Source organism: Veronia pacifica (genome assembly GCF_001707825.1).
Lineage (GTDB): Bacteria > Pseudomonadota > Gammaproteobacteria > Enterobacterales > Vibrionaceae > Veronia > Veronia pacifica.
In genome coordinates this window covers 12,478-33,489 of the sequence record NZ_LYBM01000055.1, presented here as the reverse complement: position 1 = coordinate 33,489, position 21,012 = coordinate 12,478, and the positions used below count along the sequence as shown (strand labels likewise).

The 21,012-nt window shown below is 42.6% G+C and carries 19 protein-coding genes and 1 pseudogene; 7 read left to right on the top strand and 13 right to left on the bottom strand.

The features are described 5' to 3' along the window. Positions 1-136: 136 nt before the first annotated feature. Together A8L45_RS20625 and A8L45_RS20620 are read left to right on the top strand one after the other, a co-directional pair. On the top strand, positions 137-685 hold the full coding sequence (locus tag A8L45_RS20625; RefSeq protein ID WP_068905249.1) for a chalcone isomerase family protein: 549 nt from the start codon (positions 137-139) through the stop codon (positions 683-685). A gap of 2 nt (positions 686-687) precedes the next feature. Next, a complete protein-coding gene (locus tag A8L45_RS20620) occupies positions 688-1,212 on the top strand; it encodes a DUF3833 domain-containing protein (protein ID WP_068905248.1) in 525 nt (174 codons plus the stop codon). A 144-nt stretch (positions 1,213-1,356) separates the two neighbouring features. Here A8L45_RS20620 and A8L45_RS20615 read toward each other — a convergent pair whose 3' ends face one another. The 4 genes and pseudogenes from A8L45_RS20615 to A8L45_RS20600 all read right to left on the bottom strand — a co-directional run bounded on the left by A8L45_RS20615 (position 1,357) and on the right by A8L45_RS20600 (position 4,858). Then, positions 1,357-1,989 carry a class I SAM-dependent methyltransferase gene (locus A8L45_RS20615; RefSeq protein ID WP_068905247.1) on the bottom strand — a complete coding sequence of 211 codons (633 nt, stop codon included), beginning with the start codon at positions 1,987-1,989 and terminating at the stop codon, positions 1,357-1,359. 95 nt (positions 1,990-2,084) lie between these two features. Then, positions 2,085-2,456 (bottom strand): annotated as a pseudogene (locus A8L45_RS25080) (GNAT family N-acetyltransferase); the annotation flags it as partial. 18 nt (positions 2,457-2,474) lie between these two features. Next, the gene (locus tag A8L45_RS25075) at positions 2,475-2,663 is read right to left on the bottom strand and encodes a GNAT family protein (RefSeq protein ID WP_217492194.1); all 189 of its coding nucleotides are present in this window, start codon (positions 2,661-2,663) and stop codon (positions 2,475-2,477) included. A gap of 566 nt (positions 2,664-3,229) precedes the next feature. After that, on the bottom strand, positions 3,230-4,858 hold the full coding sequence (locus tag A8L45_RS20600; protein ID WP_068905245.1) for a DUF2813 domain-containing protein: 1,629 nt from the start codon (positions 4,856-4,858) through the stop codon (positions 3,230-3,232). Between the two features lie 275 nt (positions 4,859-5,133). Between A8L45_RS20600 and A8L45_RS20595 the strand changes: the two genes are divergently transcribed. Next, entirely contained in the window at positions 5,134-5,601 is a 468-nt protein-coding gene (locus A8L45_RS20595; protein ID WP_068905244.1) for a cupredoxin domain-containing protein, read from the top strand. A 368-nt stretch (positions 5,602-5,969) separates the two neighbouring features. Here A8L45_RS20595 and A8L45_RS20590 read toward each other — a convergent pair whose 3' ends face one another. Continuing rightward, complete coding sequence (locus A8L45_RS20590) at positions 5,970-8,678, bottom strand: bifunctional acetate--CoA ligase family protein/GNAT family N-acetyltransferase (protein WP_068905243.1); 2,709 nt, start codon at positions 8,676-8,678, stop codon at positions 5,970-5,972. A gap of 272 nt (positions 8,679-8,950) precedes the next feature. Between A8L45_RS20590 and A8L45_RS20585 the strand changes: the two genes are divergently transcribed. Then, on the top strand, positions 8,951-9,454 hold the full coding sequence (locus tag A8L45_RS20585) for an SPOR domain-containing protein (RefSeq protein WP_068905242.1): 504 nt from the start codon (positions 8,951-8,953) through the stop codon (positions 9,452-9,454). Positions 9,455-9,533: 79 nt separating this feature from the next. Here the strand turns inward: A8L45_RS20585 and A8L45_RS24695 are convergent, their stop codons facing one another. Next, positions 9,534-9,677, bottom strand: a complete 144-nt coding sequence (locus A8L45_RS24695) for a hypothetical protein (RefSeq protein WP_175402044.1) — start codon at positions 9,675-9,677, stop codon at positions 9,534-9,536. Between the two features lie 6 nt (positions 9,678-9,683). Next, positions 9,684-10,061 (bottom strand): VOC family protein, encoded by a 378-nt coding sequence (locus A8L45_RS20580; RefSeq protein ID WP_068905241.1) that lies wholly within the window; start codon positions 10,059-10,061, stop codon positions 9,684-9,686. A gap of 377 nt (positions 10,062-10,438) precedes the next feature. Between A8L45_RS20580 and A8L45_RS20575 the strand changes: the two genes are divergently transcribed. Further along, complete coding sequence (locus tag A8L45_RS20575) at positions 10,439-11,440, top strand: D-alanine--D-alanine ligase (protein ID WP_068905240.1); 1,002 nt, start codon at positions 10,439-10,441, stop codon at positions 11,438-11,440. Here the strand turns inward: A8L45_RS20575 and A8L45_RS20570 are convergent, their stop codons facing one another. Beyond that, complete coding sequence (locus A8L45_RS20570) at positions 11,441-12,403, bottom strand: tyrosine-type recombinase/integrase (protein ID WP_068905239.1); 963 nt, start codon at positions 12,401-12,403, stop codon at positions 11,441-11,443. 270 nt (positions 12,404-12,673) lie between these two features. On the opposite strand from A8L45_RS20570, the gene yciH reads away from it, so the two are divergent. After that, the gene (gene yciH / locus A8L45_RS20565; protein ID WP_068905238.1) at positions 12,674-13,000 is read left to right on the top strand and encodes a stress response translation initiation inhibitor YciH; all 327 of its coding nucleotides are present in this window, start codon (positions 12,674-12,676) and stop codon (positions 12,998-13,000) included. A gap of 125 nt (positions 13,001-13,125) precedes the next feature. On the opposite strand, the gene A8L45_RS20560 is transcribed toward yciH, so the two are convergent. From A8L45_RS20560 to A8L45_RS20545, 4 genes are all read right to left on the bottom strand, one after another. Then, the gene (locus A8L45_RS20560) at positions 13,126-14,634 is read right to left on the bottom strand and encodes an alanine/glycine:cation symporter family protein (protein ID WP_083228453.1); all 1,509 of its coding nucleotides are present in this window, start codon (positions 14,632-14,634) and stop codon (positions 13,126-13,128) included. A 662-nt stretch (positions 14,635-15,296) separates the two neighbouring features. Next, the gene (locus tag A8L45_RS25760) at positions 15,297-15,869 is read right to left on the bottom strand and encodes a DUF2726 domain-containing protein (RefSeq protein WP_175402043.1); all 573 of its coding nucleotides are present in this window, start codon (positions 15,867-15,869) and stop codon (positions 15,297-15,299) included. Positions 15,870-16,071: 202 nt separating this feature from the next. Further along, the gene (locus A8L45_RS20550; RefSeq protein ID WP_068905235.1) at positions 16,072-16,326 is read right to left on the bottom strand and encodes a hypothetical protein; all 255 of its coding nucleotides are present in this window, start codon (positions 16,324-16,326) and stop codon (positions 16,072-16,074) included. A gap of 1,095 nt (positions 16,327-17,421) precedes the next feature. Beyond that, entirely contained in the window at positions 17,422-18,156 is a 735-nt protein-coding gene (locus tag A8L45_RS20545) for a GntR family transcriptional regulator (RefSeq protein ID WP_068905234.1), read from the bottom strand. A 286-nt stretch (positions 18,157-18,442) separates the two neighbouring features. On the opposite strand from A8L45_RS20545, the gene A8L45_RS20540 reads away from it, so the two are divergent. After that, entirely contained in the window at positions 18,443-18,754 is a 312-nt protein-coding gene (locus A8L45_RS20540) for an NIPSNAP family protein (protein ID WP_245680785.1), read from the top strand. Positions 18,755-18,843: 89 nt separating this feature from the next. Here A8L45_RS20540 and A8L45_RS20535 read toward each other — a convergent pair whose 3' ends face one another. Next, positions 18,844-20,991 (bottom strand): M4 family metallopeptidase, encoded by a 2,148-nt coding sequence (locus tag A8L45_RS20535; RefSeq protein ID WP_068905232.1) that lies wholly within the window; start codon positions 20,989-20,991, stop codon positions 18,844-18,846. Between the last annotated feature and the right edge of the window lie 21 nt (positions 20,992-21,012).

The following is a 21,012-nucleotide window of genomic DNA, read 5'->3' as shown; positions in this document are numbered from 1 at the left end:
GGATACCGGTTAAACGCGGTGGCATTCCCATATGGCATGTTGGAGACCGCGTTAGTGTTAGTTGTTGTTTGGTTATGTTACAGCGCCATCTTTCTCGCACTTATTAGCCGTAATTCAACACGAGAGGTGGCATAAAATGAAGTCACTTTTTAAAACCGTAGCCACTGGGTTTCTGCTTTGCGGCTTGTACCTGAACAGCGCTGTTCTCGTTGCTAGTGAAATAGCGGATGATTCTGGGTGGCAGGCTTGGCCAATTGTAGGGGAAGCAAGCCTTAGTTGGGGGTTTTGGACTATTTATGATAGCCAACTTGCAACTCCTGACGGACAGTATCTTGGTTCTGCCGGTCCTCTTGCGCTGAAAATCACCTACCGCAGAGATATCGATGGAGAGGATTTGCTGGATGCAACAGGTGATCAGTGGGAGCATCTAGGATATCAGCTATCTGAATACCAGCCATGGGTAAAAGAGCTTGGCACTGTTTTTCCGAATGTGAAAAAAGGCGATCAGCTGATTTACACACTCAATAATGGCGTCGGTATATTTTATTTTCGTGAAAATCGCGGTGTTCCTAAAGTGGTAGGTAAAACCAGTAGCAGCGACATGGCGGATGCTTTTTCAGCTATATGGTTGTCACCCGATACCTCTTACCCCAACCTCAGACTGGCCTTGATAGGAAAGAAATAACAATGAAGCTAATAGCGGGATTATTTGCAGCTGTACTGCTGCTCTCGTCGTGCAGTGCGCACATTGAGGATTATGACGATACAACACCAGATTTCGCCCTCTTTGAGTATTTTGATGGCCAGGTTGAAGCCTGGGGTATGGTTCAAGACTACACAGGGAAACAAACTCGCCGTTTTTCTGTCACGATTGACGGGACAATTAAGGGCGACTCCCTAACATTGGATGAGACCTTCTTGTTCGATGATGGTGAGGTACAAAAACGGGTCTGGCAGATAGAGAGGAACCCGGATGGCACTTATCAGGGCACGGCCGGAGATGTTGTAGGGGTAGCCAAGGGTAAGTCAGAAGGAAATGCATTCCACTGGGTGTATGAACTTGAAGTAGCGGTAGGCGATGATACGTATATCCTCACCATGGACGATTGGCTCTACCGTCATGACGATAAACACCTGTTTAACCGTACATCAATGAAAAAATTTGGTATAGAAGTAGGTGAAGTGACGTTGTTCTTCACTAAAAACCAATAGGTGAGCATGTCGACGCTGCTTCAAATACGTTTAACTAAATTTTAAAATCAAGAGCCATGGTTGCGCGAGTGCCATGGCTCCTTTCTGTTCACACAACGCTAAACTTATCATCTCATAGTCACTGATAACGATCGCACCAGTGCACTAATTTTTTGTTGATGGTCTTAGTGATTCATCCTTCTTCATCAAGGCAACCTTCGCCCAAAATACCCCTACTTTATTGGGCATGACACTGGGTTGGTTCTCAATGTGATAAACGACGTCAAATCCAAACGTATCCGCATATTCGAATAGTTCAATGCAGCTTGTTGGGAATATATGTGTCCCGACGCCTGCTGGTCCGCTTCTTAACGAAATTGCGCAGACCCCACCGACAGAAAGGAGAGAGGAAATTCGCGCGATGCATATTTGTCGCTCCTCTGGATTGAGGTGATGCCAAACACCATCAAGTAAGACGAAGCTAAACATACCGTCGTCTACATTGACCTTTTTTAAATACGGGAGACTATCTCCCAGCCAAGTAATATTTTTTTCCTGATAAAAGTCCTTCGCTTTGGACAAGAATTCGTGAAGAGGTTCAACAGCCACCACGTCGTACCCCAGCTCTTCAAATGCTGCCGAATTCTGACCAACGCCACTGCCTGCATCCAGTACTCGAGACGGAGTAGGAGGTAAAAAGGCCAAAAACTCTCGATTTATCGTGGCGAAATCGAGCTTAAAACTCACCTCAGCAAATTCCTCTACTGCTTTTTCATAGCCTTTTGTTCCTGCGACCAAGTTAGATTCTCCGTATTTTTCCTGATAATTATGATGAGTAAAAACATATGGCTTTTTATATCTACAACGTTTTATGACGCTTTTAACGACGGGATTTATGGCGTGATATTCTCAATATTCTGCTTTGCCCATTCTTCTTGTGAAATCTTGTAGAGGCAGTGCTCTTTTAAGTGGCTATGTTCCTGTACGTCCGGGTGCACAAATGTTTCTCCGTTATCGTTCATATTATGCTTTTCTATCAAGGCTCTTGAACGGTGGTTATGTAACACTGCGAATGAGACTATTTCATTTAGCTGGAGTGCTTCGAAGCCGAATTTCAGAGCCGCTGAAGCCGCTTCATGAGCATATCCATTGCCCCTGTGCGGACCGGCTAAGCGCCAGAGAATTTCAATACATGGTGAACAGGGCAAAGCCACATCAGGTTTGTGAAGTCCGACAATACCCAGGAACTCATGACTCTCCAATAGTTCGACAACCCAAACTCCCTAACCTTGCTCAGCAATCAGCGATTGGCACCTATCTGCGATGGCGTTGCTCTCAAAGCGATTAAGTATGGCTGGGAAGTACTCCATCACCAAAGGATCGGCCGATATAGCGGCAAACGGGACGCGGTCATCTTTCTTCCATTGGCGAAGGCGAAGACGCTTCGTTTGTGGTTCAAGGATTTTTGTCATATTCGTTGATTCAGTATCAGTGTTTGTTGTTTGCCTTATCTGAAATCAAATTGATCTGTGTTTAGTTCAATGCATATTGGCGAATGATGGATATGTCATGAGTATCGATGATGTAAAAAATGAATGAGTCTGCTCTCTCATGTCTTATGAAAGTGTCTTTTATATTTTCAGCCATCCCACTCATGTGTTGGGAAAAATCACAAAGTAAAATCCGCCATAAAAAACGACAAAAAGACTGAAGGCCAGAAATCCAGCCCAGAAATGTGACCTGTTTTCGTTGTAGTCAATCCACCCACCGGCAAAAAAGATAGACTTGTGTGCGACCGCATGTAATAGGTTTAATGCTGATATGACCGCAGCGATTAAAAATAAAACTTCCATCATTAAAACCTGTAGATTGCATCGAAGATGACCAGCCACTGAATACTATCGCGGTCAGAATAATTTCAGAGGCTTAATTTCTATTTAAGATAAGAAACGCGATCATCTGCATGATTTTATGCGTTATCAATTTTCATTTAACGTTCACTTTAGGTTAATGATGGTTGTTACTATTAAATAAGGTGCTAACCAATCCCCCTCGCCATACTGATAACTCGTTGTAACGTCCGTCTCAATAGTACTGGTACCTCGCCAGCTTTCTGATTTTCTGTGTAAGCGACAATGGCGAGTGCTGCGTCAGGTTTTGCAAAACGTTTGACAGCCTTAGAAATGATTTTTCTGGGAGAGATTTTTTCGTCTTCTAAAATACCAGCCATTTCTCTAAACAATTCAGAGTAGCCATTATCAAAGAGAAAGCGCTCTATATCTTCTGTTGGTAATACGGTCAGGCGATGCATTTCCGAATCACCATCAAGCATACTACGTGCAGTATGGGCATATTTTTGCCCTGCTGGATCGCCATCTGCGATTAGGTGCCATTGTATACCGAGTGCCTTGGCGACTTTGATTAACGGCTTTAGCCCACTTTGAGCAAATTCTATGATGTTGACCCCCTCAGCACTGAGGTCATAGCCTTTCAGACGGGCAAGCTCACTAAATAGCCATACTTCTGTTTCACCCTCCACCAACAACCAACAACGAGCAAAAAGGGCACTAGGTCGATGGATCCTGACATGAAATGCGATTTTTCGCATTTCATTGGCTCCGAGCTTTCTCTGCGGTACCTGAAAAGTCTGGGTATGTGTTGGCCCACGCTCGAGTCGTCGTATTGATGTCAACGGAACAGATGAAAGAAGATCACCACTGTTGGTTGTTATGACTTTCTGCATTGGCATTATTTGAATGAGTCGCCATGCCTGACTTAACAGAGTGGGGTGCAGACGGCCCTCTGGATCTTCAAAAATAAATACCGGTCTGGCGTTAGATTTTAGCTGCCTCGGACCACGGCCTCTTATAAAGGTGTTTAACATCCCCATTAACAACAAACGGCTATGATTCGAGGTATTCATGGCCACAACCTCAAGGGGGTGAATATTGCTGGAACTCATATTGAGATGGCGATAAGGATCGATAATGCGGTTTTCAGGGTTCTCCTTATCAAAGGCGAAATAGTGATCCAACAACGTTCTCATTGCCCGGAACCCGCTGCGAATCTCACCTTTATTTACGTGCCCCGGCATCAACTCAAGGCGACGAGCTGTATTTGCCAGACGTCTTTCCAGCCGGGTATTTCTTTTTCTTTCATCCTCGTTATTGTTTCGAAGCCAGCGAGAATCCCGCATCCTGATAATTGGGTGAAGACGCATCAGGGCAATTGCGAGTTCCTGTTTATTTTCAATGTCGCAGATGTTTCCCTCAATATCGAGAAAATCCCACTCGGTATCAACTTTGTTATCTTCGAGCGTCGCGCTCACTCTATAGTCAATCTGGCGCAGACCACCATTGTTACCATTCCAGACAGGTGCAAATTGACGATAACGTCTCGCTCTGTTTTCGCCGCTGAACGATTCTTGCCAACGTAAAACAATCTGGAGTTGAGTAAATTGGTCATTGCCTAGCGTATGATCAATATGGAAGTCCTTTTTCTCAAACTGATAAAGCTCACCATCTGGATTTAAAGAGAGGCTAAGTGCATCAAGAAGCGAACTTTTACCCCACGCATTCTCACCAATGAGAACGGTAAGTTCATCTAAGCTTAAGGAGAGGCGGCGAATTCCTCTAAAACCTGAAATTTCAATCCTTTCTAACTTCATATACACCTCGCCAGTTAGATTGTGGCATCCTATTTTTGTAACTAGGTGAAGTGAATCGTATAACTATGGGTATACGATTAAAGTACTAACAGTAATATATGAGGTGTGCAGGATTGATAGCTCAATTATCTCGATGTGATCAAAGAAGTTTTCCGCATATCATGCGTTTGTTCACACAACTGAGATAAGAATATACTCGGCAAAACAATAGCGGTAGTGCAAATAAGATGAAGCCGACATCGAATGGAAGAAGCCCAATAAGCAAAGGAATAATAATGATAAATTACGTACCATTCCGGTTTTTAGCCTCAGCAGTGTTATTGATGTTATCAACTGCATCAATGGCGAGAGGCAGTGTTGGCGTACCTGTCGGAGAGTCAGTACCTGCGCGTGATGTTAATGTAAGCCTCTCTGACACATTAGAAATGAAGTTTTCTGAAAAGTTATCAGTTAAGAGTGGCGAGGCGATCAACTTCATTGTCACCAATAAAGGGAGAATCAGGCACGAGTTTTTTATTGGTGATAAGGCAGAGCAGATTAAGCATAGAAAAAAAATTCGGTCACTCCGGGGAGAAGAAAATGCATCTGCGATTAAATTCGAAAATGCTATTTTTATTGAGCCGGGTGAAACTAAGACGCTGAAATGGCGATTTTTGGGGGCTGGAAAAGTAGTAATTTTTGCTTGTAACATTCCGGGTCACTTTGAGGCGGGGGCTCGTTTTATTACTGTGATCGACAATTGAACAGCTTATGGATGCTAGTGGCTGAAGGTAAATATCTTCGCCATTATAATGCGACATAACAATCAGGCAAAATTAATTTATTGAGATAGAGAATTGCAAGTATGTTGTCACTTTTGATGATTGCGTCAACGGTGACCCACACCCACAAGCTGGTTATAGTGTTCTGAAAACGCTAGCTTACTTCTTCTCAAATTAGCATTGCGCAGAGCAGTTAATGAAAAACAACTCGATGTGATATCTAATCAAGATGATATTCAGGGACTAAAAAAGATATTATTAGCTTTGAACTAAAATTGAACCTTTTCATGTATTTAAATCAATGAAACTAAGGACGCCAGTCTCATATGTTGGCGTCATTATTGTTGATTTCAATCGTTACTGCCGACACTAGCGGGGATGGATAAAGCAAGATCCACAACACCATCCTGAAACTGTATGTCGACTTCAAAGCCAAGTTTCTGAGCCAAAGTTACCATGCCTTGATTTGATGGCATTGTCATACCAGTAAGTAACTCAATGCCACTTTGCTGTGCATATCCGATTATCTTTTTCATGAGAACGCTGCCAAGGCCAATACCCTTTAGATCTGAACGTACAAGAACGGCGAATTCAGCCTCTGTATGGTCCGGATTAGCCAGTGCCCTTACAACACCAAGAATTTCATTATTGTTGGTATCATTGTCCTGACAAACAGCAATGAAGGCCATCTCTCTGTCGTAATCAATTTGAGTGAGATTGGCCAGTGCCTCATGATTCAGTTCACCAACATCTGAAAAAAATCGTTTGTACAGGTCGTCAACAGATACCTTCTCAATAAAGGCCTTATGATGAGGCTCATCCTCAGGCAGGATGGGGCGCAATAAAATTTGTCGGTTATTTTTCAGCGTGCACCGTTCTTCAAGTTCTTTAGGGTAGGGACGAATAGCAAGCCTTTGTTGCTGGTCTCCGTCAAACATATCTAGAGTCAGACTGCCATCCAACACCATCATCTTGTTACCTGTTGCCATCAGGGGATCGATATCTAATGAAGTGATTTCAGGACAATCAATGATAATTTGTGACAATGTCACTAAGAAGTAACATAAGGCTTCAATATCAAGCTGAATAGGGTGATTTCGGGGACGAATTTTTCCTGCTTTTATCGCACCAATGACCAGATAACGAGCGAGTGTCATATTAAGCGGCGGGATTGCCACTGCTGCGTCTTTATTAACATCCCAGCTTTGACCACCCTCGCCAATGAGAATAATAGGGCCAAAGACCGGGTCATTTCTGACACTGATCTTGATTTCATGCGCGCCAGCTCTGTTAGCCATACTCTGTATTTGCAAACCATCAATGTGTGCCGCAGGGTAGGATACTGCAGCCCTGTCGAGAATAGACTGAACAGCGTTGGCGACTTCAGCGCTGTTACTAAGATCTAACATGACACCGTTAACAGCAGACTTGTGCTTGATATCCCGCGAACTCAGTTTGACTGCTACGGGGTAACCTACCTGTTCTGCAATATGAGCCGCTTCTGATGCATCTGACGCCAGCCAGGTTGGCATTACATTCAGGCCATAACCCTCGAGAATAGGTTTGACTTCATGGGTATTGAGTAACTTTTTCTTATCGTCTATCGCTTGCTGAATGAGCGTGCGACTTTTATCTATGTCGTAGTCAATTTCTCCCATTGATGCTGGTGTTTCCATCAGTTGCTTTTGGTTTCTTCTGTACTCCACCATATGCATAAATGCGGTGATAGCGGTTTCCGGTGTTCTGTATGTAGGCAGTCGGGAGTGAGCGAAGGCCAGCCTTGATACCGTCGCATCATCGCTTTCTCCTTGCCAGTTAGTGATGATATTAAAACGCTTCGCTCTCGGCTCACTTTTGACAAGCTCGATAAGCGCCTTGGCGGTTGTTAGTCCCGGTGCCGATGCAGAGGGTGAATGCATTACCAAAATGGCATCAGCTTCGTCTTTGGCGAGTAAAATCTTTATTGCTTTAAGGTATCGTTCGATGTCAGCGTCACCCACTATGTCAATAGGGTTACCGCCTGACCAGCTAACCGGTAATATCTCATTAAGCTGTTCAATCGTTTCCTGACTCAATGTCGCTAGCTTTCCTCCCGCCTCAAGTAGTGCGTCAAGCGCCATGACTGCTGGCCCTCCTCCGTTTGAGATAATAGCGAGTCGCTCACCACGAAGGGGTTGAGAATGTGAGAGGGTTTCTACCGCAGCAAAAAGTTCGGGTGTTGTTTTTACTCTTAACAGTCCAGACCGCCTAATCGCCGCATCATAAGCACCATCAAGGCCATGAGGGTGATCACGTAGATGACGAAGTGCTGAAGCGGCTTCTATCGTTCTCCCTGCTTTCATGACCAGAATGCGCCTGTTTCTGGCAGCTGCTCTGGCCGCAGAGATAAATTGCCGAGCGTTATGAATATTATCTATGTAAAGCAAAATAGCATCGGTTTTGCTTTCTCTGCACAAGTAGTCAAGCAGCTCAGGGAAATCGATATCGCATGCTTCACCGATAGACAGAAAGACGGAGAAGCCGATACGTTTATTGCTTGCCCAATCAAGAATAGTGGTACACACGGCTGAAGACTGGGAGATAAATGCGATATTTCCCTTGTTGGCAGGTACTGGAGCAAAAGTCGCGTTGAGGTTAATCCACGGCAGGATAAGTCCAAGGCTATTTGGACCAATCAGTCTGATTCCTGTCTCTTTTGCGGCATCATACATCCGCTCTAACTCAGTTTTGCCATTCTCTGAATGAGTCAGTTTCATATCAGAGGCAAGAACCACCGCCAGTTTAACCCCTTTTTTACCCAACTCACGCACAATATCTGGATTACGGTTGGCAGCGGTACAAATAACGGCAAGATCAGGTATGAGAGGGAGTGACTGAATATCCCGATAAGCCAAAATACCTGCCACAGCCTGATATTTGGGAGTCACTGGCATAACAGGGCCTTTAAAACCGCTTGCCTGTAGATTTTTAATAACCAGGTTTCCTGCTCGACCAGCCCTATCAGAGGCTCCGATCACCGCGACTGAAGTGGGTTTAAATAAGGCGTCTAACCCTTTCATTGATGCTCCTGCTTACTCATAGGAAAATAACTCTCGCTCATTTTAGCTCGTGAAGACAAATAGCGGGTGAACAGAGATCAAAGTGATTCATTCTTATTGTGTGTTCTCTCGCAGATGCTACTCGCCCTTAGCTGTTTGCCCGATAGTGTTCGTGATAAAGTGAGGAAAGTGTGACAGATAGCTGATTGTATCCTCTGGACCGACCTCGAAATTTGAATGATTTCGGTCATGACTTCAAACTGAAAAAACATAAATGTTAAAGACGCATATATATGAAAACTCCTGTAATTGCTCTTTTTGTCCTTTTTGCTGCTGGGTGTGCCGATAAATCACATCACTTGACCCTCCTCTCTCAGTCAGAAGAAATCACTAAAACGGTAAAAGCCGAGAGTAAAGTACCCCCTCCACCCTTTGAGGAAGCTAAGATCTCTGTGAAGAAAGCCGAAAAGGCACAGAAAGCGACTGAAGTGGTTAAAAAGCCGAAGAAGAAGGTTGTTAAGCAGCAGTACACTATTCAGGTTGTTGCTTTGAGTTATGAGAGTGGGCTGAAAGAGTTTTCAGATATGCTGCCGTCCGACCAGCCTGTATGGTCCAATATGAAAATGGTCGACAGTATTCCTTGGTACACACTGCTATATGGTTCATTTACATCAAAAGAAAGAGCAAAAAATGAATTAAATGCCTTACCAAGAGTCATAAAGGAACAGAAACCTTTTATTCGTTCAATATCGTCTGTCAAAAAATCTCCATATCCGAAAATGAATAAGCTCAATTAGAGCTTTATCTAATCAATTAGAGTTTTGTCTAAACTGTATTCGACCCTTGTTATCGATTTGTATCATCGACAATAGGGGTTTACTGACTGAGAAAGTAATCTGCGAGTAGCAACAGATAAAGCGATAAAAGAGCGTCAATAGCAAATTGGGCTGGTGATAGGTAGCTCTGGAAATCATAGCCGATATGGCCGTATAGAAGGGCGCGCTTAAGCCCGCCCATCACTATGCGTTAATTGCTATTTACTCTCCAAGGTGGATTTTTTCTGTTTTCCCCCGCCCAATAGAGCTTTATTTCATTCCCCGATGGATCAGTCAACATTGCCTCTCGCCATAAGTAGTCTTTGTCAGTAGGTTCCTGATCAAATTTAATGCCTTTTGACTTAAGTTTTTCAACGAGTGAATCCAATTCTTGATGCTCAAAATAGATAACGCTATTACTTTGAGAATTAGGATCACCAAGGTAGAGAGAAAAAGTAGAACTCCCCTCAGTACATTCAAAACGACAGTAATGCTCAGCGGCTACGATTTGATTAAAACCAAGCGTTTTATAAAAGGTTACTGCCTCATCCATATTTTTAACTGTTAATGTGACTTGATTAAGATTCATGACAACCTCCAGAATTGAAGCTTGATAACGTAATGAACATATAAGACTTTGTATCTAAGAAGCTTATAGGTGTTTATCTTATCAAGTCATGTATTGTTCGATGGCGTAATATTGGGGTATTGCTCGAGGAAATATGTCATGCGTTATTGGTAACAACGCACTGAAATAAAGACCCACTCATTCTCTCCCGCCTGTAAAGGTTATAAAAACAGCACTTATTGATTAGTCAGCCATTTTTAGGCGATAAATGTCTGTTTGTTGGTATATCAGGGTGAAAGCCATTCGCGCTTTACGGTAAACTATGCCGTGGTATTTGCACACGGATTGGCGGCATTTTTTTTCCCCATTCATTGTTTTAGGGGATAAGCGAGTAAATCATGAACAAAATTGAGGTTCTCTTATTGTGTGGTGGAGGCAGTGCTGAGCATGATGTCTCGCTAGTATCAGCAAATTATCTTGAGAGCGTACTTGTAACAATTCCATCTCTTAACGTCACAAGAGTTGAAATGACAAAAGAGGGATGGCGAGGGCAAGATGGCGCGCCTTGCAGACTTGACCTCGATAAAGTTCTGACAATTGGCGATCGAAAAGTCACTCTTGATTACGTCGTACCGTGTATTCATGGTTTCCCGGGAGAAACGGGCGATATCCAGTCATTACTGGAGTTATCAGGTCTGCCGTACATGGGTTGTGACTCCTCAGCGAGTAACGTTTGTTTTAATAAAATCACCTCAAAATTATGGTTTGATGCGCTCGACATAAACAATACGCCATATATCTTTCTGACGGAAAAAACTGACACGGCATATTCTCAGGCTGAAGCAGCATTTGATAAATGGGGAAGTTTATTTATTAAAGCCGCCTGTCAGGGCTCATCCGTAGGTTGTTATAAGGTAACAAGTAAAATTGATGTGAGACGTGCAGTGAATGACGCGTTTGACTATTCCGACCAAGTTTTAGTTGAACAGGCCATTCGTCCTCGTGAACTTGAAATAGCAGCCTATCAATACGAAGATGAAGTGGTTATTTCAACACCGGGTGAAATTTGTTGTCCAGAAGACACATTCTATACCTACGAAGAAAAGTACAGCTCAGACAGCCATAGCCAGACAACACTGGAACCAACTGACTTGAAGGATGAGCAAATTGAGCAGATGCGCGAAATGGCTCGCAAAGCATTCGTTCATTTAAAGCTTAAAGACTTGTCTCGTATTGATTTCTTCCTCACACCAAATGGCGAAGTGCTGCTAAACGAAATCAACACATTTCCCGGCATGACACCCATTTCAATGTTTCCAAAGCTGGTGGAGCACAATGGGCACAGGTTTGCTGACTACTTGGAAAGTTGTGTAAACCGAGGCGTTAATCGTCAAGGGTAGTTACTCCTTTTCTAGCTTACGTTTATATTTAGCCATAGCCTCGTCCCTTGCCTGCGTATTTCCTACATATTGCGCAGGCATAGCGGGACTTTTCCACCTTCCTTGATGTTGTATCTCTTTAATACTCATGCCTGCCTCAGCAAGATCCTGACTCGCGCCAACCCGAGGCGATTGACCGGAAAAGGTTAGTTGTTGTCCCATGCCAAGCTCGTCAGCCGCTCGCCGAAAGACGCGATAGATAGAAGAATGATCCATCGGCTTCTCACCCAATTGCTGATGTTTATTGATACGGCGAAGCAGTGGACCATCAGTGATCCCCGAAATTTCAAACCATCGATCAATCATTAGACTAGCATGGTTGCTAAGTTCAATTGGCGTTTCGCCCACATTAAGTAAATAAGGGACTGTTGATGTAGAAATTGCGTCGAAGGGGAGGGCGGCAAGCTCGCTTCTTTTGAGCATACCTTCAAAAGACAGAGTCCAAATTAGCAGATCCCTTATGTCCTTCAATCTATCGCTTTTCTCGAGTTTCTCAGTCAGAGCCTCCAGGTGGCCAAGATGAAACGGTGTTGCCTGTCCTGCCTGATCCGATTTTTCCTGAAGTAGACGGTTCATCAGAAACTTCACCTCTCGGTGTCTGGCGGGGTCTTTGTAACTGTGACAGCGATGAACGAGAGAAATCGTCACAGTGTAACGCCTGACACTCGAAACTTTGCGTTCTTTTGCTGTCAGTTCTGCAAAATCTCTAACTGTCGTGACATCTGCTGGTAACGGGCATAACCTGTTTGCAATGCAGTGATTAACGAATGTACGCCAGTCATTTTGAAAGCTGAGCAGAGAATTATGGCTGTATTGGTTTTGCGTAAGCGCCTGCCATACACTCAGGTCAATATCTGGCTGGCAAAAGGTTTCCGTGCTTACAGTGATTTCTTCCTGATTAGTCATCGGTTTAATTTTCTTCATGTAACGCACTATAACTAATTAACTATGGTTTGTTCAGAATGGATTAAAATTGGTGAAATTACAAACAAATTATTTGAATTGTTGGAAAATTATCTCTCCATAGAACGAGGTCTTGCAACGAAATAATGAATTGGCAGAGGGGCATGCTCTTTCGAATAATATGCTCGAATGAGATCGACGGCTTATTTGTTGATTTTGTTGAAAAGCAATTTGAGTGAGATCTATGTTTTGATACTATTGCCTTTAACTTATATTACTAACGGACGTCTCATGAGCAACGATAATAGTCGTTTGGTTTATTCCACGGATAGTGGTCGCATTAAAGAAGAAAAATCAGCCCCTAAACGCGAAAAAGGCGATGGTATAGTCCGAATTCAGCGCCAGACCAAAGGCAGAAAGGGAAAGGGCGTATGCCTTGTCACTGGCTTAGATCTGGACGATGCAGCGCTCAAACTGGTTGCGGCAGAACTCAAGAAAGTATGCGGCTGCGGCGGTGCAGTAAAAGACGGAATCATTGAGATTCAGGGTGATAAGCGAGATCAAATAAAAGCTCATCTTGAAAAGAAAGGTCATACGGTTAAATTGGCTGGTGGCTGATCAATAGAAAGCGATTCGGTACGTGGGCCATTAATTTCCTACATTGGCACATTCTGAAGAATAAAAAGGGGTACTAAGTACCCCTTTTTCTATGGCCGCTAACATCACAAATACGGCCAAGGCATTTACTTGTAACGGACGATTGAACCGTTAGCAAGTCTTGCTAAATAGTCTTCCATATCGCGCTTAATTTCTGGTGCCAGAATGTATAGACCAACAATGTTGACAAGAGCCATGGCAAAAATCATCGCGTCTGAGAAGTCGATGACAGGGCCAAGATTCATTGATGCGCCTATGACGATAAAACCACAGAAAATCAGTTTGAACGTGAGTTCAGCCTGACTGCTTTCGCCAAAGAGGAACGTCCATGCCTTCAATCCATAATAGGACCAAGAAATCATCGTAGAGAAAGCAAACAACACAACGGCTATAACCAGAATGTAGGGGAACCAGGAGATAGAGCTTGCAAAGGCAGCGGAAGTCAGTTCAACACCTGTCAGCGTTTGACCATCATATAGCTGACCAGTAATGATGATAACCAATGCTGTCATGGTACAAATCACCACTGTATCGATGAATGGTTCAAGCAGTGATACAAACCCCTCTGACATGTGTTCTTTGGTTTTCACAGCTGAGTGAGCAATAGCAGCTGAGCCCACCCCAGCCTCATTAGAGAAAGCAGCACGTTTAAAGCCTTGAATCATTGCACCTATAACACCACCCGCAACGCCTTCGCCTGTAAATGCCCCGTCGATAATTGCCGCAAAAGCAGGTCCGACAGAGCCTAAGTTAGCGAAAATAATGACAACTGCTGCACCGACATAAATCAATGCCATAAACGGAACAACTTTTTCAGTCACTTTGGCAATAGACTTAATACCGCCGATGATCACCACACCAACAATACCAGCCATGATCAAACCAAACAGCCAGCCCTTTCCTGCTAAAAATGATGCGTCACCACCTGTGACACCAAGAACTTGTTGAAATGCCTGATTAGCCTGGAACATATTCCCGCCACCGACGGCACCGCCTATGGCAAAGATGGAAAAAAGCACTGCTAATGTTCTACCAAGTGCAGGGTTACCTCGGTTGGATAATCCTTTACTGAGATAATACATAGGACCGCCAGATACTGAACCATCTGGATTCGTATTCCTGTATTTTACGCCCAGCGAACATTCAACAAATTTCGTCGACATGCCCAAAAGACCGGCGAGTATCATCCAGAATGTAGCCCCGGCACCGCCTATGCTAATTGCGACAGCAACACCTGCGATATTACCCAGCCCAACCGTTCCTGATAGAGCGGTAGCCAGTGCCTGAAAGTGAGAAACCTCACCTTTGTCATTCGGTCCTGTATAAGCACCGCGTACAAGATTTATCGCGTGGCTAAAACCTCTGAAATTAATGAATCCTAAAAAAAACGTGAAGAAAACGGCTGCTATTACAAGATAAAGCACAATCCATGGCGCTTTTACATCCGTCATTGGAAGGGAGATCTGTGAAAAGATCATCTGGACGAATGGGTTTACGATTGGAGCGACAAACTCATTGATTTTCTGATCTATTCCCTCTGCAGCAGCAGGGAAAGATAATATGAACAAGCTGAGAACTGACAAAAATCGCCTCATTAACATGTGAATTTCCTTTTTTCTCTTTTGAAACTCAGTGTGGGTGATGTTAGTTGCCACACTGGTTATTTATTCCACTCAAAAAAATGTTAACAATATTTTTGAATGACTCGTGGCGCGTTGACTATCCGTCTTTATACGGCCAAAAATCTCAATATCCGTTTTGCGTTTAAGGTATGTGCGCGATTCTAATGTAGATATGCCTGAATTAAGATAATGTTCGCACATGACAACGTAAAAGATGTGAGTGAGACCTTAAATATGGTTTTTTAAACAGTCTCAGTAGCTGAATTTATTTAACGTTTAGATAAATTAAAACCTCTTAAATGTCTATGTCTTCATCAAATTAAGTCAATAAAAACAATATTATAAATCATGTTTCACAAGAGTTAGTACAGTTCAAATTTGTTGTCGATATGTTAATGGAATGATAGGGCGAAAAAACAATAACGGAAATTTTTTCGTTGAAAAAAGAAGTGTAACTTTCTATTAATTTAATAATTGAAACAAAAGTTTCACTAAGGAGTCCAAGTTCGGAAGTGGCTGTTTGATGTGAATTGGATGTAATTATAACTAGGCTACATTAATTTATTATCTATACAGATTATTATTCTTAATAATAGTTTTTTGACATGATTTCTGGTTGATTCAATAGTGATCAATTATTTGAGCCGGGCTGGCTTTTTTCTTCGAGGTTTATTAGTCGCAGATTTAGGTCTTTCATCTGAAAGCTTGATGCGATGATGCCTCAAAGTATTGGCTATTTCAGAGGGAAGATATCGAACAGATGCACTGAATTTTACGTGGGGTATCCCAGCGTCATTGCAAATACTGCTTATCACTTGAGTATTTTTTTTAGCCGTTTTTCTCTTTTTTCGTGTGTCGTTGTCTTCCAATGTAACAACTGCAATCAAGGTCAATTTGTATTTGTGACAAAGGATGAAATCGAAACAATGCGAGGATAATAAATCATTTGCAACATCATTCGCGGCTCTGCTGGAGCATCGGTAGGGAGTGACAATATCACCGACTCTTACCTTGGAAAAAACTCGGTACTGATCAGTGACTGCGAGATCGAGTAGGGCGAGAAAAACACGCTCTTCACGCGAAAAAATGTCTAATCTCTTTTTACATCTGAATTTAACATTTCTTCTCGTCAGATAATTATATATAGAACGAACTAGATAAAGGGTCAGAGCCCCAAGCAAAAACGCTAACGCAAAGTGAACAAGCATAGTTATTGTTGAGTTTATTGTTTGTGCTTCGAGATCAGCATATGTTTTTAATTTAAGCAAAATTAAATTACCATACTTCGAGTCATCTCATATTAATGATATTTTAAAAAACACTACATCATACTTTCTCAAATAAAAATAATGAAAGACAACTCTGCTTATTTGAGATAACAGGTCAATAAGACCTGCTACCTCAATATATTTAACTCTCGCCGTGATTATATTCTTGTAATATCTGAAGTGAAGATATAAGCGTATCTACCGTACCCTTTAATCTTTTTAACTCTGTTTCAAGGGATTCTGCCCGAGATTGTTCTTCGATGTATAAATCGTGGTAACGTATTGCAGCATATCCTCCTTCAATTAAAGCACCTGATAACGTTGACTTTTTCGTTAGATATTTTAGTCTTTTCGTCATTTTTTGATGTGCTTCCAGCCCTCTGACTGTAATAGCCATTATTTCCTCATTTACTTGTGAATTTTAATTAAATAAGATATTTTTTTGACATATCTGGTATGGGTTGTTTTATTTTAAATATAAATATTCATTAAATATAAATACGTTATTGACTTTTTTGTTAAAAGTTAAGTAGAGATTATCTAAACCAGTTGTTGAAACAATATGAAAGTTAAATAAATATGATGTAACATGAATTATTCGAAATTTATTACTTTTGTTTTCATTCGTTAAGTGAGCTATGAGAAGATTTTGGGATAAATTTATAAGTAAAAAACGCTTACGACTACTTAAATAGACTTTTAACTCTATTTAGTTTCAAAACAAGATTGGTGTCTAAATAACCGCTCTACAAATAGATACTTGCTGAGTGTGTATGTGATGTTGCATGAGTCGTTTAGTCGAAATGCGTGCTTAAAAGACTACAGTCGCTGTTTTTTGTGGCGCTCCCGAACATGCAAGATGTAAATATCTGCCGCGCTTGAACTCATACCATGTCTTCAATACTCATATATATTGTCAACAATGATTAGTTGATTTATCTAGTCATAAAACTCCATCACTTCGGTTGGTCCATCTGTTTGATGACAAGAGAGGAAAGCTAAATTTGTTTTCTATCCCACTGCTGTATCAGTGCTTTATATTAATTACATGAATGTCTTACTTATGCGTTAAATCTTTTTGACGCTTATGTGTACAATTCATTCATTCTTTGTTGACAATAAGCCTATTTATCGTATATCCAGTGCCAAAGAAAAGCTGTGGAACAAACATGACCTCGCGGTCAATAACTGTGTACCCGACGAAACGCATAGCGTTCGTAGGCTTACTTGTTGGGAGCAGCGGAAAACACGGTGATAGGCGTTTGTAGGATGTCAGACCGATTAGGTAATTGAAAAGATTTTACTTCCTCGACCCCCCTGATGGCGGTGTCTGGTAGTGGTTGGGGCAGCACTCGCCCCTTTTTTACAACAATCTATGGTGACTTTTCAAGGTGGGTCATCTAGACAAGACCCGGGCACTAGGATCGAAAACGTTCCAGTCAAATCGTAATAGAACTTATGATCCTCATAGGTATGTAAACAGCCCGGGCGATTAATGGTCTCGTTTTAGACCTGAAAAAATCGATTTGAGGTCGACGTCCTCTTCATCAATATTTTCGAGTTCAAGCTGTGACTCAATTTCAAGCAGATGGTCGTCCATCATTTTAATCGCTTTTTCACTTTCGCCTGACTTCATCAATTGTATGAGTTGTTCGTGATGGCATTGAAGGCCCAATGTACGTTGTGATTGGCTGCGCTTGCGATACAGGGTGATGATTAATGAGGTTCGAAAGATTATTTCTCGGAGTATATCAGTCAGGACTTTTTTTCCCGATAATTCACCGAGTAACAAGTGAAACTCACCTGATAATCTGATACTTAGGTGAGTTTGTCCTTTCCTTTCAGCTGCCTTTTCCTTGTTAACATGTCTAGTCAGGACTCTTTCTTTTTCTTGATCAAAGTCAGTTGCTAATTCTTGTGTTATGGTTCTTTCAATTAAACGCCGGGCTTCGAAAACTTCTTTCGCTTCCTCTTTTGACGGTTCAGCAATAAAGGCCCCGCTGTTTGGCACTATGTTGACCAACTTATTCATCGCGAGCTTTTGCAAAACAGTTCTTATGGTCGCTCTGCCAGTGTCAAATACCTCACATAGCTCTTCCTCTTTTAAACGGACGCCAGGAGCGAGTTTTCTCTCGAAAATTGCCTGAAGAATCGCTGTATATATATCATCAGAGACGCTTCTTTTTTTTGTATCGTCATTTTCTTGTTTAAACAAAATGGATTGCATAATGTTGTCCGAGTCGATTGCTCTATAAGTGTTTTAGTTCTATTGGTATGCTCCAGTCTTACTGGTGTAACAAACAATGTTCTTTTTCGTCAATATGTTCCTCGATTGGTTAAAGGATAGTCTCTTTGACGTGACATTATATATGGTTATTAACGACAACCTTACGCCGGGTCACTTTTCACTCATATGCAATTTTGCGTGTATTTTTCGTTTTAAAAGAACAGATAAGCTCTTATGCTTGCACAGAATAAAATCGTAATTTGTAGGGGTAGTGACGTTGGCAATTGTGGAACTGAGAGAATATAAACTTCGTCCAGGGATGATGAAAAAGTGGCTCGTATGGATGGAAAGTCAGATTTTACCGTACCAAATATCAAAGGGCATGAAGGTACTGAACACATTTACCCACGAGGATGAGCAGGGAGAGCAGTGGTTTATATGGCTTCGAGAATTCCAAAGCATGGAACACAGAGAGGAAGTCTATGCCCGCACGTATAACGAGTGGTGGAAAGAGACAATGAGGCCAAAAGTGTTTGAGCACATTTATGAAAATGAAGTTAGAGTGCGTTTGCTATCGCCTCAGACACTCATGGATTGAAAGCGATCCATCATTGTGACTCATCCAGTGATAAAAGCCCGGAGTAACCGGGCTTAACTAATGAAAATAAAGCTAAATGAACGTCAAGATTAATACCGTACGTGCCAGTTATTAATATTGCCGGTATCAAAGCCAATTCTGTCAATGACTTTCAATTTCCAGGTGCCGTTTACGTCAGCGCCGTCCATTTTGATCGGATATGATTTTACAATATCGTCTTCGCTAACACCTTCGTAGTTGTGAAGTACAAATTCTTTGCCAGCCGGACTTGTGGCGGTCACAAGCAGGTCTCCGATATAGGTATGGCTTATATCTACGCCTATGTAGACGACTGCCGGTGTTGCCGACTCAGGAACATTAATGGTGCTGGTTACACCAGCAGAATTGGCGTCTGGGATAGGGTAAGAGGTCTCATTTTCAAAGACTTTGCCCGGGAAATGATAGTCAGCAACCAGTGAGGCACCAGAAAAACCTTGGTCGCTGTCGAGCATAATGAAATAGGTACCCGGCTGTTTAACGTCAATCTCACATATTTCATCGTTATTACTGTTGATTGACCGGCAATCATAACGATCTTTCTTCGGCTTCCTGAACGCATTTACAAATATATCTGCATTACCGGTTCCCCCCGAAAGCTTAACCGTTAATCGATCAACGCCCTCAGGCACCTCAATGGAGAAATAGCTTTGGCTTCCTGTACTGCCTGCTAAATTATCTACGCTGACTTCATCGGCTATAGGTGTGACCACTGGTGGAGGTGTGCAGGCAATCACGCCAACAGCATCAAATGCGTCCACAACATCCTGAGCGTTATATCCCAGATCGTTCGCAGCTCGTTCAGCGCCACAGGCACCCTGATCAAAGGTTGAAGTTGGAGTCCAGTATAGCTGGTTGGCGAGTACCATTACGCTGAATGCTTTTTTGACGTCCCACCCATCGGTGTTTGCTAGCAGGTAAAAAGCACGGTTGTAAACACCGCTGCTTTGATGCACCCCGACAGAATTATCATAGTCGTCGGCATGTTTGATAGAGCGGCCATCTTTTGTCGGATCTTCAAAATATCTAAGTGCACCGTCTGACTTAAAGATAGATGCACCTACCGTCCAGTCATTACGACCTTTGAGGTAATACTCAGCCGCCTCGCCTGACATGTCAGAGAAAGATTCATTGATACCTCCTGACATTCTTCGATACTGCAGACCTGAGTTCTGTTCAGTAAAACCATGACTGACCTCATGTGCTGAAACATCAAGGCTCACGAGCGGATAGAAATAGTTTTTTCCATCACCGAAGGTCATGGCACTACCATTCCAGAACGCATTCTCATAGTCCTTGTCGTAATGGACCCGCATAGTCAGTTTGAAAGAGAGTGGGGCGGTATTAAACCAATCTTTGTACATGTCAAAGACGACACCACCGAAGTAATGAGCATCGTTCAGCGGCGAATAGGCACCGTTAATTTCTTTGACAGTGTTTTCTGGACATGGGTACCGGAAAGCGTCACTACCATCGGTATCATGATTCAGGTTTACCGTTTTAACATTTTCGTTTTCCATGATGCAGGTATCACCATCTACGGTAACATCCAGCTTTCCATGATCAACGCCGTAGTAGTGTTTACCCGCTTTTTCATTACCGCCGGGGCCAACACCTACTTTTGCATGATTCAGACCTTGCCATTTATCAACAACGACGCCGGTATGCGCATCAATCATGGCAAATGGACGTTTAGGCACCTTACCTGCATCAAAATAACTCACCAGATAAACAAGCCTGGCATTGCTCTCCTCGTCCATGGAGATAAGCAAGCGTGACGTAGCATTTTCGACCACTGGCTGACCACTTTCGCTTTCTACAAGTAGCTGCAATGCCTCTGCTTTACTGAGCGTAGGTTTGATCGTTTCAATGTCCTCACGGATACCAGAGAGCAGTTGTGCGTGACTGGCTTGAAGTAGGCCAAAGCGATTTGTTTCAGTGACGAGGTTACTGCCGTAAACCGGTAATCCCTGATAGGTTTGCTGTCGCTTTACCTTCTCTGTGCCATCCGGCAGGGTAACCCGCCGAATCTCATCAAATGTATTTGTTGTGGCGATTCCAAACTGTTGGTTAAGTGAAGTTGAAGAAATCGCAGGTGAGTTAACTTGGATATCAGAGAGCGTGATCCATTCTGCGGCGTGAACATTAAAAGTGAATGCGATGGCGGCTGAAAGGGGAGCCATCATAAACAGGTTCTTCATAAATTCCCTATAAAAAACGGT

Bases quoted from the DNA above. Each gene is read 5' to 3' on its own strand.
- A8L45_RS20625 (WP_068905249.1), top strand. From the start codon at position 137: ATGAAGTCACTTTTTAAAACCGTAGCCACTGGGTTTCTGCTTTGCGGC.
- A8L45_RS20620 (WP_068905248.1), top strand. From the start codon at position 688: ATGAAGCTAATAGCGGGATTATTTGCAGCTGTACTGCTGCTCTCGTCG.
- A8L45_RS25075 (WP_217492194.1), bottom strand. From the start codon at position 2,663: ATGACAAAAATCCTTGAACCACAAACGAAGCGTCTTCGCCTTCGCCAA.
- A8L45_RS20600 (WP_068905245.1), bottom strand. From the start codon at position 4,858: ATGAAGTTAGAAAGGATTGAAATTTCAGGTTTTAGAGGAATTCGCCGC.
- A8L45_RS20595 (WP_068905244.1), top strand. From the start codon at position 5,134: ATGATAAATTACGTACCATTCCGGTTTTTAGCCTCAGCAGTGTTATTG.
- A8L45_RS20590 (WP_068905243.1), bottom strand. From the start codon at position 8,678: ATGAAAGGGTTAGACGCCTTATTTAAACCCACTTCAGTCGCGGTGATC.
- A8L45_RS20585 (WP_068905242.1), top strand. From the start codon at position 8,951: ATGAAAACTCCTGTAATTGCTCTTTTTGTCCTTTTTGCTGCTGGGTGT.
- A8L45_RS20580 (WP_068905241.1), bottom strand. From the start codon at position 10,061: ATGAATCTTAATCAAGTCACATTAACAGTTAAAAATATGGATGAGGCA.
- A8L45_RS20575 (WP_068905240.1), top strand. From the start codon at position 10,439: ATGAACAAAATTGAGGTTCTCTTATTGTGTGGTGGAGGCAGTGCTGAG.
- A8L45_RS20570 (WP_068905239.1), bottom strand. From the start codon at position 12,403: ATGAAGAAAATTAAACCGATGACTAATCAGGAAGAAATCACTGTAAGC.
- yciH (WP_068905238.1), top strand. From the start codon at position 12,674: ATGAGCAACGATAATAGTCGTTTGGTTTATTCCACGGATAGTGGTCGC.
- A8L45_RS20560 (WP_083228453.1), bottom strand. From the start codon at position 14,634: ATGAGGCGATTTTTGTCAGTTCTCAGCTTGTTCATATTATCTTTCCCT.
- A8L45_RS25760 (WP_175402043.1), bottom strand. From the start codon at position 15,869: ATGCTTGTTCACTTTGCGTTAGCGTTTTTGCTTGGGGCTCTGACCCTT.
- A8L45_RS20550 (WP_068905235.1), bottom strand. From the start codon at position 16,326: ATGGCTATTACAGTCAGAGGGCTGGAAGCACATCAAAAAATGACGAAA.
- A8L45_RS20545 (WP_068905234.1), bottom strand. From the start codon at position 18,156: ATGCAATCCATTTTGTTTAAACAAGAAAATGACGATACAAAAAAAAGA.
- A8L45_RS20535 (WP_068905232.1), bottom strand. From the start codon at position 20,991: ATGAAGAACCTGTTTATGATGGCTCCCCTTTCAGCCGCCATCGCATTC.